Genomic DNA, 16,579 nt, shown 5'->3' with positions numbered 1-16,579 from the left:
GCCACCATGATCATCGATTGTCACGGCCACTACACCACCGAGCCGGCCAAGCTGCAGATCTTCCGCGACAAGCAGCTCGCCGGCCTTGCCGACAGGTCGCGCCGGCCGCTCACCACCAATCTCGGCATCACCGATGACGAGATCCGCACCAGCGTCGAGGGCGCGCAGCTTCGCTTGCAGAAGGAGCGCGGCACCGACGTCACCATCTTCTCGCCGCGCGCCGCCGGCATGGCGCATCATGTCGGCAAGGAAGCGACCAGCCGGGAATGGACCACGATCTGCAACGACCTCGTGCATCGGGTCTGCACGCTGTTTCCACAAAACTTCGTCCCGGTCTGCCAGTTGCCGCAGAGCCCTGGAGTGGCGCCCAAGAACTGCATCGAGGAGCTCGAGCGTTGCGTCACGCAACTCGGCTTCGTCGGCTGCAACCTCAACCCCGATCCCGCCGGCGGCTATTGGTGCGATCCGCCGCTGACAGATGAGTGGTGGTACCCGCTGTACGAGAAGATGGTCGAGCTCGACGTGCCCGCGATGGTCCATGTCTCCTCGTCCTGCAATCCCTGCTTCCACGGCACCGGCGCGCATTACCTCAACGGCGACACCACCGCCTTCATGCAGTTCCTGACCTCGGACCTGTTCAAGCGCTTCCCGACCTTGCGCTTCATCATCCCGCACGGCGGCGGCGCGGTGCCCTATCACTGGGGCCGCTACCGCGGCCTCGCACAGGACATGAAGCTGCCGCCGCTGTCGGAGCATCTGCTGAAGAACGTGTTCTTCGACACCTGCGTCTACCATTTGCCCGGCATCGAGCTGTTGACCCGGGTGATCCCGGTCGAGAACATCCTGTTCGCATCGGAGATGGTCGGTGCGGTCCGCGGCATCGATCCCGAGACAGGGCATCACTTCGACGACACCCGCCGCTATATCGATGCGTTGCCGCTCAGCGCCGAGGACAAGGCCAAGATCTTTGAAGGCAATGCCCGCCGCGTCTATCCTCGCCTCAACGCCCATCTCGACCGCCGCGCGCACTGAGCGACTGCGCCGCCAACACACCGGAGAAACCGATGGCCATAGGATTTGCAATTCACAAGGCGAAACGGAAGGTCTCGCCTGATCTCGTCACGCGCTACCGCACCCTGCCGGTCGCCAATATCAGCGATGTGATGTCGCGCATCGCGGGCACCAACCGGCTGCGGCCGATGCATGCAGGCGGCTGGCTCGGCGGCCCGGCGCTGACGGTCAAGACCCGCCCCGGCGACAATCTGATGGTGCACAAGGCGATCGACCTCGCCCAGCCCGGCGATGTGATCGTGGTCGACGCCGGCGGCGTGCTGGTCAACGCCATCATCGGCGAGATCATGTCGACGCTGGCGGAGAAGAAGGGCGTGGCGGGCTTCGTGATCGACGGCTCGATCCGCGATGCCGGCGCGATCCGCGCAGGATCGTTCCCGGTCTTCGCTGCCGGCGTCGCCCATCGCGGGCCCTACAAGGACGGGCCGGGCGAGATCAATTGCGCTGTTGCGATCGACGGCATGATCGTCGAGCCCGGCGATCTCATCGTGGCCGACGATGACGGCGTGCTCTGCGTGCCCCATGACGACGCCGAGGCCATCTGCAAGCTGACCGAGGCCAAGAAGGCCACCGAGGAAAAGGCCATCCAGCAGATCCTTGCCGGCACCAGCGACCGCCGCTGGGTCGATGAGGCCCTGCAGCGCCTCGGCTGTGAGTTCAAGGACTGATCCGCTGCCGGTCCTCGGGAGACCGATACGCGCCGGTTGGGCACGAGCCTGACGGACCGCTTCAATTCGCGCGAGCGCAGTCAAAACAACGGCCTCAGCGCAGGGAAGCGCTGAGGCCGACGGCACACAAACAAGCTGTGCGTGCTCCTTGCGACATGATCCGTTTAGGTCATGCTATTTGCTCTTCGGCCGGATCGCGTCCGCGGTCCCCTGGATGAAGGCCTGAATCTTCACCACGTCAGCTTCGGTCAGCTTGCCGGTGAAATCCGGCATGCCGCGGTCGCGGAACGGCCCGGCGAAGACGATGTCCTTCAGGTTGGCGATTTCCTCGGCAGGGACATAGCCGAGATTTCTGACATTGCCGCCGCGATCGACGCCGGGAACGCCATGACAGGTGGCGCAGGCGGCAACATAGAGCGCGGTGCCTTCGGGCACGTCCTTCGGATCGTACTTCACGCCCTGCAGCAGGCCTTCGGTCTGATACTTCACGAACTCCGGCATCTTGGCCTTGCCGTTGAGCGCGAAGGTGTAGACCGTGCCGGGATTCTGGTACTCGGTCGCGCGCGTAGCGATGCCGAACACGCCGCCCCAGCCGACCGCGATCGAGACATATTGCTGGCCGTCGATCGTGTAGGTCGATGCCGCGGCGACCACGCCGGTGCCGGTCGGCGTCTCCCACAGCGTCTTTCCGCTGGTCGCATCGTACGCCACGAAACGTCCGTCGGCGGTGCCCTGGAACACCAGATTGCCGGCAGTGGTCAGCGTGCCTCCATTCCACGGCGACACATAATCGACCTTCCAGGCTTCCTTCTGCTTGACCGGATCCCACGCGATCAACTTGCCGAACGCGGGCGCCTTCGGCGGCTCGCCGTTGAGCACGAAGCCGACGTTCCAGCCGGTCGTGCCGCCGAACTTGCCCGGCGTCGCGGCATTCTGTGCAAACGACTTTTCCGGCGTCAGATTGACCGGCACGTTCTGCGCGGGCAGGTAGACGAGGCCGGTCTGCGGATTGAACGACATCGGATGCCAGTTGTGGGCACCATACGGCCCGGGCACGGCGTCATAGGGCGCATCGCCACGCGCGGCCGGCACTTCGATTGGCCGTCCATTGGCGTCGTAGCCGGTCGCCCAGTTCACATCGACGAAATTCTTCGCCGAGATGAACTTGCCGTTGGTGCGGTCGACGACGAAGAAGAAGCCGTTCTTCGGCGCATGGAGAATCACCTTGCGCGGCGCGCCCTCGATCGTGAGGTCGGCCAGGATCATCGGCTGGGTCGAGGTGTAGTCCCAATTGTCGCCGGGCGTCTCCTGGTAGTGCCAGATGTATTTGCCGGTATCGGCATTCAGCGCCACGAGCGAGGCGAGGTAGAGATTGTCGCCGCCGGAGGGGCTGCGGATCTTGCGATTCCACGGCGCGCCGTTGCCGGTGCCGACATAGACCATGTTCAGCTCGGGATCGTAGGTGATGGTGTCCCACGGCGTGCCGCCGCCGCCATTGAGCCAGTATTTGCCGGCCGGGTCCCAGGTCTTGGCCGCGGCTTCCATCGAGGCGTCCTCGAACGGCTTCGAGGGATCGCCAGGCACGGTGAACCAGCGCCAGAGCTGGTTGCCGGTCTCGGTGTCATAGGCCGTGATGTAACCGCGCGCGCCGTATTCGGCGCCGCCCTGCCCGATCACCACCTTGCCGTTGAAGGCGCGCGGTGCGCCAGTGATGGTGTAGGAGTGATCGTGATCGATCAACGTGTCCTTTTCCCAGACCTTCTGGCCGGTGGCGGCATCGAGCGCGATCAGGCGTCCATCATAGGCGGCAACGAACACCTTGCCCTTGTAGACGGCGACGCCGCGATTGACCACATCGCAGCAACCCTTGTAGCCCTTCGAGCGGTCGACGCCCGGGTCGAACGACCAGAGCTTCTTGCCGCTGCGTGCATCGATCGCGTGAACCAGGCTCCATGACGCCGTCTGATACATGATGCCGTCGACCACGACGGGCGTCGCCTCGACGCCGCGCGACGATTCGAGATTGTAGCTCCAGACCAGCCCGAGGTCCTTCACGTTTCCGGCATTGATCTGGTTGAGCTTGCTGAACCGCGTCTCTGCGTAATCGAGACCGATCGTCGGCCAATCCTTCGATGTCGCCGCATTCGCCTTGATGAAATCGCTGTCGACTTTCGACGTGACGGCCTTGATGCGGTCGGGAGTTGCGTCCTGTGCCGAAGCACCGCAGAAAACCGCAAGACCAAGGACCGAGGCGAGAGCGATCGTCGCGAGGGCCGATCGCGGAGATGGGCTTCTCCGATCTGCAATGCAGTGCGTAGTCTCGAACGACAGCAAACGCTTCATGTGTTTCCCTCCAGCGATCTCTAACGGATCTGCCGCGAGCGTAGACGCGCATTTTTGCGACTTCAAGTTCGATGCATGATGCGACACGCAAAGCGAATGATTTGCGCAGGCACGACGCCGCGAGATTCGATTTTTTCCAAAACAGATCGGGAATAATTCCCGAAAACTGCGAGATACAATCTCGTTGATCAAAACAATCGTGACGGTACGATCCGATTTGCTACTTCCCGCGCAGTGCGCTGGATTTTATCCCAATGAACCTTTAGCCCCGCCTCAGCTATGAGAGCGGGGCTATTTTTCGGACTGATCGGGTTCGCATCGATCCGTCGAAATTTCGGAAGCCTGTCGAGCGGCAGCATGTTCATTCAGCGCGGTAGCTTTGCGGAGATTTCCGCCGCCAGCCGAACCAATTCCTTTGTCGAGCGAACGCCGAGCTTGTGTCGCATGATCGCCGTGTCGTTCGCGACGGTGCCGTAGGAAACGCCGATCAGTTTCGCGATCTCGGCCAGGCTGCGTCCGGTCGCGAGCTGACGAAGGATGCTGGCTTCCCGAGGACTGATCTGCGCGAGCCGGTTGGCCGCAACCGGCGGGTCTATCAATGCCGCATTCCGGCGACTTCGGGACGGCAGGAACGTGCCTCCGCTTCCGACTTCGCGGATGGCAATGACCAGGTCGTTGGGATCTCCGGACTTGGACACGTAGCCCTTGACACCGATGTCGACGGCGCGCGCGACGAAGACCGGATCGTCATTGATGCTGAAGATGACGATACGGGCTTCGGCATCCTTCCCGAGAATCTGCTGCGCGAGCTCGAGGCCAGACACCGACGGCAGATTGATGTCGAGGACACAGACCTCCGGGGCATCGGCGGCGAATGACGCCAGGCCGCTTGCCGCATCCGCGGCGGCCATGACGGTCATTTCGGCCTCGTCAGCCAGCAAAGCCTGGCAAGCCGCGATGACGATCGGATGATCGTCGACGATCAGGACTCGCATCAGTTCTCAGGACAGCGGTTAGGGATTGAAGTCTGGAACGACATTTACAGGCGGATGCCACGTCGGGGACAGGCGACACTTATGCGCATTGCGGCGTCGATACAATCGACGCGCAGGGACATGACTTGATCGCGCGAGGGGAGCCCGGCGCCTCGCTCACCAGCACGACCGCCTCGATTGCAGCTCCGACGTCGATCGTCGACACGCCGTCAACGCGTTGGTATCGCAAGGAAAATTCATGCGATGGAGCAACTGTTGCTGGAATGCGTCTACCGCCTCGAATCTGATCGGGAATTTTTCCCGATCATCCATGGAAAAGAATCCCGCGCCGCCGGGACACATCTTGTTTGCCAAGCCGGCATCGCTCCAGCAGTCTCGAATGCGAACGGTTCGTTGGGGACAATGACGAACCGCGGCAAGGGGTGGGCGTCATGGCTGATACGTTGTTGCGTGCGGCAACGCGGTTTCTGTCTTCTTCGGTCCACACGCGCAGCGCCGTGGCCGTGCTCACCGCCATCGGAGCTGCTGCGCCGCTGACCGCCGTGTACGCCCAGACCCCCGCTCCCGCCGAGCTGCCACCGGTCACCGTGATTGCTCCCTCGCCGTTGTCGGGCACGCGCAGCATCAAGCCCGCCGCCAAGCCGGTGGTGCAGACCTCACGAACCGCGCGAACGCGGGCCGCGCCGGCGCAAACCGCGGCGGCGCCTGAGGGCGGCACCGGCGTCCCCGGCCCCTCCGAGCGCGACGCGAGCCTGATCGATCGCGACAAGGTGCCGTCGAACACCGAGGTGCTGACATCAGACGATTTCAGCCGCAACTACTCGACCAATTTCCTGGACTCGGTGAACCGCAAGCTGCCCGGCGTCACGCTCACGGACGAGACCGGCAATCCGTTCCAGCGCAATCTCGACTACCGCGGCTTCGTTGCTTCGCCGGTCCAGGGCACGCCACAGGGCATCGCGATCTACCAGAACGGCGTGCGCATCAACGAATCCTGGGGCGACGTGGTCAACTGGGATTTCATCCCGGAGAAGGCCATCGACCGTGTTTCGCTGGTTCCCAACAATCCCGTGTACGGTCTCAACGCGATCGGCGGCGCGCTCAGCATCCAGATGAAGAACGGCTTCACCTACCAAGGCTCCGAGGCTGAACTGTTCGGCGGCTCCTACGGGCGTGTGCAGGGCAGCGTGCAGGCCGGCGGCCAGAGGGACAACATCTCCGCCTACGCGGCATTCGAATCCGCCTATGATCGCGGCTGGCGCGACTACGCCAACCAGTCTCACATCAACCGGATGTATGTCGACGTCGGCGCGCGCAACGACCAGACCGAATTTCACGTCAATTTCACCGGCGCCAGCAATCTGCTCGGCAACGTCGCGGCGACGCCGGTCGAGATGCTCAATCAGCGCTGGTCCAGCGTCTACACCTGGCCGCAATCGACGCTGCTTCAGCTCGCTTTCGTCAACGCCACCTTGAGTCACAATTTCTCGGACACCTGGTCGTTCCAGGGCAACGCCTACTTCCGTGGCTTTCGGCAGTCTCATGTCGACGGCAACGGCACCAACGTCCAGCCGTGCGACGATCCCACCACCTTGTGCATCGGCGATGGCCTTCCGATCTTTGGTCCAGCGGACGGCCCGCCGACTCCGAACACGCTGGGCAATGCGTTCCTTGGCGAAGTGGACCGCAACCAGACCGCGACTAACAGCTACGGCGGCACAGCCCAGTTGACCAACTCGGACCAGCTGTTCGGGCACGACAACCACGTCGTGATGGGCGTTAGCGTCGATCACGGCAACACGAAATTCACGGCGACCAGCGAACTCGGAACGGTCGCCCCGAACAACCTGTTCGTGACCGGCACCGGTGTCTTCATCAACCAGCCCGACGCAGGCCTCAGCCCGGTCGATCTGCGCGCCACCAACACCTACACCGGCGTCTATCTCACCGATACGTTCGACGTGACCAACAGATTCTCGGTGACCGCCGGCGGGCGCTTCAATTACGCCCAGATCGATCTGAAGGACCAGACCGGCACCAACGACCTGCTCAACAGCAGCAACCGCTTCCAGCGCTTCAACCCGGTGATCGGCGGCACCTTCAAGATCACGCCGAACCTCACCGCCTATGCCGGCTATTCGGAAGCTAACCGTGCGCCGACGCCGCTGGAACTCGGCTGCTCCGATCCCAACCATCCCTGCATGATCGACAGCTTCCTGGTGGCCGATCCGCCGCTGAAGCAGGTGGTGTCGCACACCGTGGAAGCGGGCCTCCGCGGCGGCTGGGGGCGCGATGCGAAGACGGGTGTGCTGAGCTGGGGCCTCGGCGTGTTCCACACCTTGTCCGACGACGACATCATCCGGGTCGCGAGCCCGCTCGGCGTCAACAATTTCGGCTTCTTCCAGAACGCCGGGCAGACCCTGCGGCAGGGCATCGAGGCCAAGCTCGACTATCGTCTCGATCGCTGGAACGCCTATGCCAACTACACCTATGTCGACGCGACCTATCGGAGCGCGATCACGCTGTTCTCGCCGAACAATCCGAATGCCCTGACCAACGATGCCGGCGCGGAATTCGTCAACGTCAGTCCGGGTGACCACATCCCGGGCATTCCCGCACATCGTTTCAAGGCCGGCGTCGACTACAACGTCACCGATGCGTGGAAGGTCGGCGCCGATGTCAACGTCGTCGGCAGCCAGTGGCTGATCCGTGACGACACCAACCAGAGCCCGAAGGTGCCGGCCTACTCGGTCGTCAATCTGCACACGTCATACCAGATCACGAAGAACATCGAGGTGTTCGGCCTGATCAACAATGTGTTCAACCAGCATTACTATCTGAGCGGCACGTTCTTCCAGACCGGCGGTTTCACCAGTGCCGGAGGTCTCCCCAACCTGATGGCGCAGCTGAGCGATCCACGCACCTTCGTGCCCGGCATGCCACTCGCCGCCTACGCCGGCATCAGGGCGAAGTTTTAGGAGAGCATGCCAAAGAACGGACGCGCGTCGCTACGCCACCGTCCCGCCGTCGACCGGCATCGCGATGCCGGTGACGAACGACGCCTTGTCCGACAGGAGGAACACCGCGACCTCCGCGATCTCCTCGGGACGCGCGGCGCGGCCCATCGGGTTGCGGGTGACCGCGGCCTTGATCAGTTCCTCGGCATCGGCCGTATTGTGGCCCGGCTGGTCGGGCCGGTTGACGAACACCCGCAGCATCGGCGTGTCGATCGCACCGGGACAGATCGCATTGACGCGCACGCCGTCCTTGGCGTGGCGCTTGGCGAGCGCCCGCGCCAGGCCGATGACGCCGGCCTTGGCCGCCGAATAGGTCGGGCTCCACGGCGAGCCGACCAGGCCCGAGGTCGACGCGGTGAACAGGATGCTGCCCTTGCGCCGCGCCGTCATCTGCGCGAGCGCAGCATTGGTGGTGATCAGCTGCGAGCGCAGGTTGAGATCGACGCTGAGATCCCAGCCCTCCAGATCGTCGATCACGGACGGTCCGGGAATGCCGAGATGGTTCCACACGCAGTCGAGCCCGCCGAATTCCTTGACGGTCGCCGCGACGATGTCACGCGAAAACTTGTCGTCGCGCAGATCGCCGGCCAGCGCCAGCGCGCGCCCGCCGCCTCTTTTGATCTCGTCGACCACCGCCTTCGCGCCGGCCTCGTTCTGGTCGACCACCGCAACCGCCGCGCCCTCGCGCGCGAGGATGAGCGCGCCGGCGCGGCCGGCGCCCGACGCCGCGGCGGTGACGAGTGCGATCTTGCCTTGCATGTCCATGTTTCGATCCTGACTGTGCCCGTGAGCTCGGGCCTTCTTGGTGCTGGTTGGTTGAATCAGGACCGCGGCGCCGCAGTCTTGCGCTGAAGCGCTAGCGGCCGCCGAACAGAACCGGGGACTGGCCGGGCAATAGCTGCGAATGAATGTCGCTGTCCATGCGCTCCGCCCCTTGCTGGGTGAAGCTCGCTCCGAACGACAGGCTGACATTCGAGCTCGGGCGGAACTCGATGCCTGCACGCGCCGAATAGCCGGCGTTGACACCTTGATTGCCGCTGAACGGCGCCAGCGGCCCGCCGGCACCGGGGGGATTGTATTTCAGCGAGTCGAAGCCGGCGAAGAACGTCACCGGCGTATTGCCGACGCCCTTGAAATTGTAGCCGACCTGCGCGCCCTGATATTCGAGCCCGCCGAATGCGGCGGATTGGCCGAGCCCGTTCCAGCCGACGCGGCCGCCTTCGCCGCCGACGAACCAGCCGTCCGGCCGGCCGTTCAGATAGGAGAAGTCGGCGCCCTGCGCAGCGGCGGCGTCAAAGCTCGGAAAATTGCCGTAAGTGTCGGCCTTCTGGCCATCGGCCAGGCTGCCGCCGAAGCCGAACAGCGAGCCCGGGGTCCAGTAGCGCACGGGTCCGGCCTGCGCATTGGCCTGCTGGCCGCTCAGGCAGAGCAGCAACATTGCGATTGCGAGACCGATCTTGTTTGCGAAGGACATCCCACCTGACCGCCACATCCGCCCGAACTATACCCTCCGGGCGCCGGCAATACCAGCGGGGCCGCACGACCAGGAAATCGCTTGTCCGGCCTGGTCGCGGGAACGTCGATGTCGATCGCTTTGTCATCGCTGTGACGGTCAAAGGCCGATGCCGGGCACGCACTTCGGTCATGATCGTGAACCTGACGATCACCTCACACTTCGACTAGATCACATGAGAGCGCAGCCGTGGACCGGTGTCCCCGGCGCCATCGCGATGTTGCAAATTCGTCCGATCGCCCGGAAATCGATCGCACTGCCCAGCAATGCGGATTGACAGGCTGGCACGTTTTGGAAAATGTGCGACACCGCGTCGCACGCGCCGTCCGTCGGTCCTGTGACCCTCGACGCGGAATGGCGTCGTCATGAAGTGGTTTCGCTCGAACATCAGACACGGGGCTCGGCTGGCGCTGTTGGCGCTGTCGATCCAGTTCGTGCTGTCGTTCGGGCATTTTCATGCCATTGCGCCGGCGCGGGCGGCGACCAGCGCATCGGCGCAGCGATCGCAAACTTCGATCGAGGCCGCCGTCAGCTCGCTGGCGGCGCATGTCGAGAACGCCTCGCGCGACGAGCGGCGCTCGAATCCGGATTCCGACCAGGCCGCGGACCTTTGCGCCATCTGCGCCGTCGTGGCGATGGTCAACTCGGCGATGCCGGCGCCGGCACTGCCTCCGCTGCAGCTGCCGGATGCCGCAGCGCTGCTCGCTTGGCACGTCGACAATTATGCGGCGCCGGTCGACATCGGCCGGCTGCAGCATCAGCCGCGCGCGCCTCCGATCTCCTGACACCCCAGCACAACTGAGCTTCGAACGCGGCCGTTAGCTCGGCTGCCGTTTGATCGATGGGAATCTGGCCGTCGTGCAGCGACGGCGGGCTCGACCGCGTCCTGTTCGAAGGATCCGGATGGCCGCCTCATGAGATCGGGAACCAATATGTCAGGAAACATCCGACGACACGCCGCCGGCGCGGCTTCGCTTCTGTTCTGCGGGATGCATGGCGGCGCCGCATTCGCGCAGACAACGGCGCCGACCAGCACCCTTCCGGACATCACGGTGACGGCGCCGCAAGGCCACGCCACGCCGTCAGGGCCGAAGAAGCCGAAGACGCGCGTTGCGACCGGAACCAATCACCGTGCGCGACGAACCGGCGCGGTCTCGGCAACCCCGGAATCTCCCGAGCAGGCTCAAGCCCGAGCCGTCGCGAGCCAGAATACGCGGCTCGACCAGGCTCGCGCCACCCTGCTGGCGCCGACCGGCGCCAACACCTACCAGATGAGCCAGCAGTTCCTGCAGTCCTTGCCGCAGGGAACCAACACCACGCTAGACAAGGCGCTGCTGCAGGCGCCCGGAGTCTCGCAGGATTCGGCCGCCAGCGGCGAACTGCATGTGCGCAACGAGCACGCCAACCTGCAATACCGCATCAACGGGATCATGCTGCCGGACGGCGTTGGCGCCTTCGGCCAGATCATCGACACCGGAATCGTCGGCAGCATGGCGCTGATCACCGGCGCGTTGCCGGCGCAGTACGGGTTGCGCACCGCCGGCGTGCTCGACATCCAGACCAAGCCAGATGCCTTCAACAACTCCGGCAGCATCAGCGTCTATGGCGGCAGCCATGGCAACTTCACCACCAGCGTCGACTATGGCGGCACGGTCGGACAAACCCAGTACTACATCTCGGGCCGCTATTTCGGCAGCAATGTCGGCATCGAGAACCCGACGCCGGCCTATAACGCGATCCACGACCGCACCGATCAGGAGAAAGGCTTTGCCTATGTCTCGACGGCGATCGATCCGACCAGCCGGCTGACCTATATCGGCGGCGTCTCCAACGGCAACTACCAGATCCCGAACAATCCCGGCCAGCCGCCGGCCTTCACCGCCTACGGCGTCTCCAACTTCGATTCCGCGCTGCTCAACGAGCGGCAGCGCGAGTTCAACCAGTTCAACGTCGTGGCCTATCAGAAGTCGGGCGACGGCTTCGACTACCAGGTCGCCTATTTCAACCGCTACAGCCAGTTGCACTTCACGCCGGATCCGGTCGGCGATCTCCTGTTCAACGGGGTAGCTTCGGACGTGTATCGTCAGAGCTTTGTCAACGGAATCCAGGAAGACACGTCCTACAGGCTGGGCTTCGCGCACACGCTGAAGTTCGGCATGTCGTTCAGCGCCGAGCGCTCGCTGGTCAATAATGGTTCGACCGTGCTGCCGCTCGACGATGCCGGCAACCCGATCGACGCACCATTCTCCGTGTTCGATTCCAACGCCAAGACCGGATATTTGTTCTCCACCTACATCGCCGACGAATGGAAGGTCACCAACCAGCTGACGCTCAATGCCGGCCTGCGCTTCGACCAGATGTGGCAATATGTCGACGCCAACCAGCTCAGCCCCCGGGTCAGCCTGACCTGGAAGCCTATCGAGGGCACGACCTTCCATGCCGGCTATGCGCGCAACTTCACGCCGCCCGAGCAGGTGCTGGCGGCGCCGACCAACCTCTCGCTGGTGCAGAACACGACGGCGCAGCCGGCGACATCAACCAATGATCCCGTGCTGCCGGAGCGCTCGCATGTGTTTGATATCGGTGTCACACAAAAGGTCTATGCGATCCCCGGCCTCGAAGTCGGCATGGACGCCTATTACAAGATCGCGACCGACCTGCTCGACGACGGCCAGTTCGGCCAGGCCTATGTGCTGACCGCCTTCAACTATGCGAAAGGCACCAATGAAGGCGTCGAGTTGACGGCGAGATACGACCACGACAATCTGCATCTCTACGGCAATGTCGCCATCGCCAGGCAGGTCGCCACCAACGTCGTGTCGAACCAGTATCTGTTTGATCCGGACAAACTGGCCTACATCGCCAACAACTACGTCAACACCGATCATGCCCAGGCGGTGACCGCATCGGTGGGCGGCTGGTATCAATGGCACGACACCAAGTTCAGCGCGTCGCTGATCTACGGCTCAGGCCTGCGCGACGGCTTTGCCAACACCGGCACGGTGCCGCCCTATTCGCAGGTCAACGTCGGCGTCTCGCACGACTTCAACATCGTCGCGCCGAACAAGCCGACAACGCTGCGCCTCGACGTCGTCAACCTGTTCGACACCGTCTACCAGATCCGCGACGGCTCCGGCATCGGCGTCTTCGCCGCGCAATACGGCCCGCGCCGCGGCGTCTATGCCGGCATCACGCAGAAGTTCTGACGCCGCCGACCACCAAGCGGGCGGTACGTGGAGCACTGAAAGTATTGCTCGAGATCAATCTTTGCATTTTACCGAGCAATGTGCCTGACCATGTCGGGTTCATCGAACACGTTGCACCGGGTAAGCCCGTTGCAAGCCGAATGGAGACAACTGAAATGGAGATCAATTATCTCGATACGTTCAACCCAAGGTCGAGGTGAAGCGCGCGACAAGGACTGCCGCGAGCCGCGCCGCCAACAACAGGCGATGACGCGCCGCGGCCGCCAGGCCGGCACCACGCAAAAGCTCTAGCCGGCGACAAGCAACTTCTCCTTCAACAGTGCCGTCAGCCAATCGGCAAACACCTGCAGCCGCCGCGACAGATGCTGGCGGTGCGGATAGAGCAAGGTCATCGGCATCGGCATGGCGCGGTGCTGCGGCATCACCTCGACGAGCTCGCCGGCATCGAGGTGCCGCTTCACGTCGTAGGCGGGAATCTGGATCAGGCCGAGGCCGGCAATGCAGCACGCGATATAGGCCTCCGCGCTGTTGACGGTGACGCGACCGCGCATTGCGATGCTGCGTGCCGCGCCCTGCTCGCGCCATTCCCACTCCTCGATCCGTCCGGTGGATGGCGAGGCGTAGTTGACCGCCCAATGCGCGCCGAGATCATCCGGCGTCTGCGGCGTGCCGTGGCGCGCGAGATATCTCGCGCTCGCGACGTTGATCAGCGTGAGGTTGCCGAGTGGCCGCGCGATCAGACCGGAATCACCGAGCGGGCCGACGCGCACCACGCAATCGGCGGAGTCCTCGATCAGATTGATGGCGCGATCGGTGACGCCGAGATCGATGTCGATCTGCGGATAGCGATCGAGGAAGGCCGGCAGCGCCGGCGCGATGATCAGGCGGCCGATCCGCCCGGGCACGTCGACCCTGAGCCGGCCCGACGGTTCGGCGGCGGTATGGAGGAACAGGGTCTCAGCTTCCTCGACGTCGGCAACGACGCGCAGGCACCGTTCGTAGAACGCCGCGCCATCATGCGTCGGTGACACTTTTCGTGTCGTGCGATGCAGCAGCCGGGCGCCGACGCGCTGCTCCAGCGCCGCGACGGCTGACGAGACCGACGAGCGCGGCAGCCCCAGCGTGTCCGCCGCCCGGGTAAAGCTCGCGCATTCGACGACGCGGGCGAAGATGCGGAAGAGATCGATGCGGTCCAAGATCGGGCCCCGATTGTTCGCCATTTCTGACAAGTGACGTCAGAATGCACGGCTTTATCGGCAAATCCTAGACGATATCGTTGCCTCCAGAAAGCGGCCGTAGGGCGTGGCCGCACGATCTGGAGAAGCGACGTCATGACCGACCACAGCATCAAGGACAAGACCGTCATCATCGCCGGCGGCGCCAAGAATCTCGGCGGCCTGATCGCGCGCGATCTCGCGGCCCACGGCGCGAAGGCGATCGCGATCCATTACAACAGCGCTGCAACCAAGGCCGATGCCGACGCGACCGTCACCGCGATCAAGGCTGCCGGCGCCAACGCGGTCGCCTTGCAGGCCAACCTCACGACAGCGGGCGCGATGGAGAAGCTGTTCACTGACGCCGTCGCCGCGATCGGCCGTCCCGACATCGCAATCAACACCGTCGGCAAGGTGTTGAAGAAGCCGATGGTCGAGATCTCGGAGGCGGAATACGACGCGATGAGCGCGGTCAACGCCAAGTCTGCATTCTTCTTCCTCAAGGAAGCCGGCCGTCACGTGAACGACAACGGCAAAATCTGCACGCTGGTAACGTCGCTGCTCGGCGCCTACACGCCGTTCTACGCTGCCTATGCCGGCACCAAGGCGCCGGTCGAGCATTTCACCCGCGCGGCCTCGAAAGAATTCGGCGCACGCGGCATCTCGGTCACTGCGATCGGCCCCGGCCCGATGGACACGCCGTTCTTCTATCCGGCCGAAGGCGCCGACGCGGTCGCCTATCACAAATCGGCAGCGGCGCTGTCCGGCTTCTCGAAAACCGGCCTCACCGACATCAAGGATATCGTGCCCTGGATTCGCTTGCTGGTGTCGGAGGGCTGGTGGATGACCGGCCAGACAATTCTGGTCAACGGCGGCTACACGACGAAGTGACAATGGTGGATTGGGGCTGGCGTGAGCGCCCGTCCCTCTGAGTTGCGAGAGCGCGAAGTGTGTCGACGCCGCAGCTGTCATCGCCCGGCTCAAGAGCCGGGCGATCCAGTACGCCGCGGCCTCTCAGCTCAAGCACTACGGCCTCTGGAATACTGGATCACCGCTTTCGCTTTCGCGGGTGATGACATCGAACAAGACGACACCGAACAAAACTCCGCGACATTGCGCCGCGAAGCTCGTTGCGGCGCAACAATCAAAATGAGACTGCCCGTTAAGCCACCCCGCCGCGACGACATCCGCGCCGCGCCTCCTGTCGGCTAGCTTTGCCGCCAACAACCGGACGCCCATCTCCGTCAGGCCAGATGGACGCCGGCGACAACACAGAGGGAGGAGAACGATGTTGAAGGGCAGTTTGGGACTGATTGCGTTGAGCAGCCTGTTGCTTTCAGGCACGGCGTTCGCCCAGGAGAAGATCAAGGTCGGCGTCACCGCAACGCTCGAAGGCACCTATACCGTGCTCGGCGAGGACGGCATGCGCGGCTTCCAGACCGCGCTCAACGTGCTCGGCAAGAAGATCGGCGACAAGGAGCTCGAATTCGTCGTCGCCTCGACCGACGCGACGCCGGACTCCGCGGTGCGCGCGGTGCGCAAGCTGATCGAGCAGGACAAGGTGCAGATCCTGCTGTCGCCGCTGTCCGGCGACGAAGGCATCGCGGTGAAGAATTTTGCCAAGACCCATCCGGAGCTGACCTTCGTCAATGCCGCTTCCGGCGCGCAGGAGACGACCTATGTCGATCCGGCGCCGAACTTCTTCCGCTACAACATGGACGGTGCGCAGTGGCAGGTCGGCCTCGGCAAATACGCCTATGAGACCAAGGGCTATCGCAAGATCGCGACCGTCGGCGAGGATTACTCCTTCATCTACACGCAGGTGTTCGGCCTGGTGCTGGAATTCTGCGGCGCCGGCGGCCAGGTCACCAACCGGCAATGGGTGCCGCTCGGCACCAAGGACTTCGCCTCCGTCATCGCCGCGCTGCCCGACGATGTCGATGCGATCTATCTCGGCCTCGGCGGCGCCGACGCGGTCAACTTCCTCAACCAGTACCAGCAGGCCGGCGGCAAGGCGCATCTGATGGGCGGCTCGATCATGATCGATCAGACCATCCTGTCGTCGAAGGGCAGCGCCAAGAACGCGCTGGTCGGCACCATCGCCGCGAGCGGCCAGGCCGATACCTGGGAGGATCCGGGCTGGCAGAAGTTCGTGAAGGCCTATCAGGACTCGTTCCCGGAGAGCAAACGCTTCCCGAGTCCGTCGCTGCTCGCCACCAACTATTACGGCTCGACCATGGCGCTGATCCTGGCGCTGCGGCAGGTCAATGGCGATCTCTCCAACAACCAGGCCAAGCTGAAGGACGCGCTGGCCAAGATCGAGATCGACGCACCGAACGGCAAGATCAAGCTCGATGCCAACCGCCAGGCGATCGGCACCAATTTCGTCACCGAGGTGGTCGACGACGGCAAGGGCGCGCTGTTCTCCAAGGTCGTGAAGGTGATCCCGAACGTCAACCAGACGCTGGGCTACGATCCGGCTGTTTTCGCCAAGATCGGCCTGCCGAGCCGCACGGTTCCGGAGTGCAAGAAGTACTGACGTATTTGTTGCA

12 protein-coding genes are annotated in these 16,579 nt (G+C 63.7%); 7 read left to right on the top strand and 5 right to left on the bottom strand.

Annotated elements, in window-relative coordinates:
* The first annotated feature begins 6 nt into the window (after positions 1-6).
* Positions 7-1,032: an amidohydrolase gene (locus JQ507_05615; GenBank protein QRI70993.1), complete on the top strand. Its 1,026-nt coding sequence runs from the start codon at positions 7-9 to the stop codon at positions 1,030-1,032.
* Between the two features lie 32 nt (positions 1,033-1,064).
* The gene (locus JQ507_05610) at positions 1,065-1,739 is read left to right on the top strand and encodes an RraA family protein (GenBank protein ID QRI70992.1); all 675 of its coding nucleotides are present in this window, start codon (positions 1,065-1,067) and stop codon (positions 1,737-1,739) included.
* Positions 1,740-1,913: 174 nt separating this feature from the next.
* Here the strand turns inward: JQ507_05610 and JQ507_05605 are convergent, their stop codons facing one another.
* Positions 1,914-4,082, bottom strand: a complete 2,169-nt coding sequence (locus JQ507_05605) for a PQQ-dependent dehydrogenase, methanol/ethanol family (GenBank protein QRI70991.1) — start codon at positions 4,080-4,082, stop codon at positions 1,914-1,916.
* A 365-nt stretch (positions 4,083-4,447) separates the two neighbouring features.
* Entirely contained in the window at positions 4,448-5,077 is a 630-nt protein-coding gene (locus JQ507_05600; protein ID QRI70990.1) for a response regulator transcription factor, read from the bottom strand.
* Positions 5,078-5,721: 644 nt separating this feature from the next.
* Between JQ507_05600 and JQ507_05595 the strand changes: the two genes are divergently transcribed.
* Complete coding sequence (locus JQ507_05595; GenBank protein ID QRI73196.1) at positions 5,722-8,055, top strand: TonB-dependent receptor; 2,334 nt, start codon at positions 5,722-5,724, stop codon at positions 8,053-8,055.
* A 30-nt stretch (positions 8,056-8,085) separates the two neighbouring features.
* On the opposite strand, the gene JQ507_05590 is transcribed toward JQ507_05595, so the two are convergent.
* Positions 8,086-8,859, bottom strand: coding sequence for an SDR family oxidoreductase (locus JQ507_05590; protein QRI70989.1), 774 nt, complete (start codon positions 8,857-8,859; stop codon positions 8,086-8,088).
* Positions 8,860-8,950: 91 nt separating this feature from the next.
* The gene (locus JQ507_05585; GenBank protein QRI73195.1) at positions 8,951-9,529 is read right to left on the bottom strand and encodes a hypothetical protein; all 579 of its coding nucleotides are present in this window, start codon (positions 9,527-9,529) and stop codon (positions 8,951-8,953) included.
* 443 nt (positions 9,530-9,972) lie between these two features.
* On the opposite strand from JQ507_05585, the gene JQ507_05580 reads away from it, so the two are divergent.
* Both JQ507_05580 and JQ507_05575 read left to right on the top strand, forming a co-directional pair.
* Entirely contained in the window at positions 9,973-10,392 is a 420-nt protein-coding gene (locus JQ507_05580; protein ID QRI70988.1) for a DUF2946 family protein, read from the top strand.
* 147 nt (positions 10,393-10,539) lie between these two features.
* Entirely contained in the window at positions 10,540-12,813 is a 2,274-nt protein-coding gene (locus tag JQ507_05575; GenBank protein QRI70987.1) for a TonB-dependent receptor, read from the top strand.
* Between the two features lie 287 nt (positions 12,814-13,100).
* Here JQ507_05575 and JQ507_05570 read toward each other — a convergent pair whose 3' ends face one another.
* The gene (locus JQ507_05570; GenBank protein ID QRI70986.1) at positions 13,101-14,009 is read right to left on the bottom strand and encodes a LysR family transcriptional regulator; all 909 of its coding nucleotides are present in this window, start codon (positions 14,007-14,009) and stop codon (positions 13,101-13,103) included.
* A 135-nt stretch (positions 14,010-14,144) separates the two neighbouring features.
* Here JQ507_05570 and JQ507_05565 point away from each other — a divergent pair, with 135 nt between their 5' ends.
* Positions 14,145-14,918 (top strand): SDR family oxidoreductase, encoded by a 774-nt coding sequence (locus JQ507_05565; GenBank protein ID QRI70985.1) that lies wholly within the window; start codon positions 14,145-14,147, stop codon positions 14,916-14,918.
* A 397-nt stretch (positions 14,919-15,315) separates the two neighbouring features.
* Positions 15,316-16,566, top strand: a complete 1,251-nt coding sequence (locus tag JQ507_05560) for an ABC transporter substrate-binding protein (protein ID QRI70984.1) — start codon at positions 15,316-15,318, stop codon at positions 16,564-16,566.
* Positions 16,567-16,579: the final 13 nt, after the last annotated feature.

It is taken from the genome of Bradyrhizobium sp. PSBB068 (genome assembly GCA_016839165.1).
In the GTDB taxonomy this organism is placed as follows: Bacteria; Pseudomonadota; Alphaproteobacteria; order Rhizobiales; family Xanthobacteraceae; genus Bradyrhizobium.
Note: the sequence above shows the minus strand (reverse complement) of the source record. Positions and strands in the feature narration are given on the sequence as shown.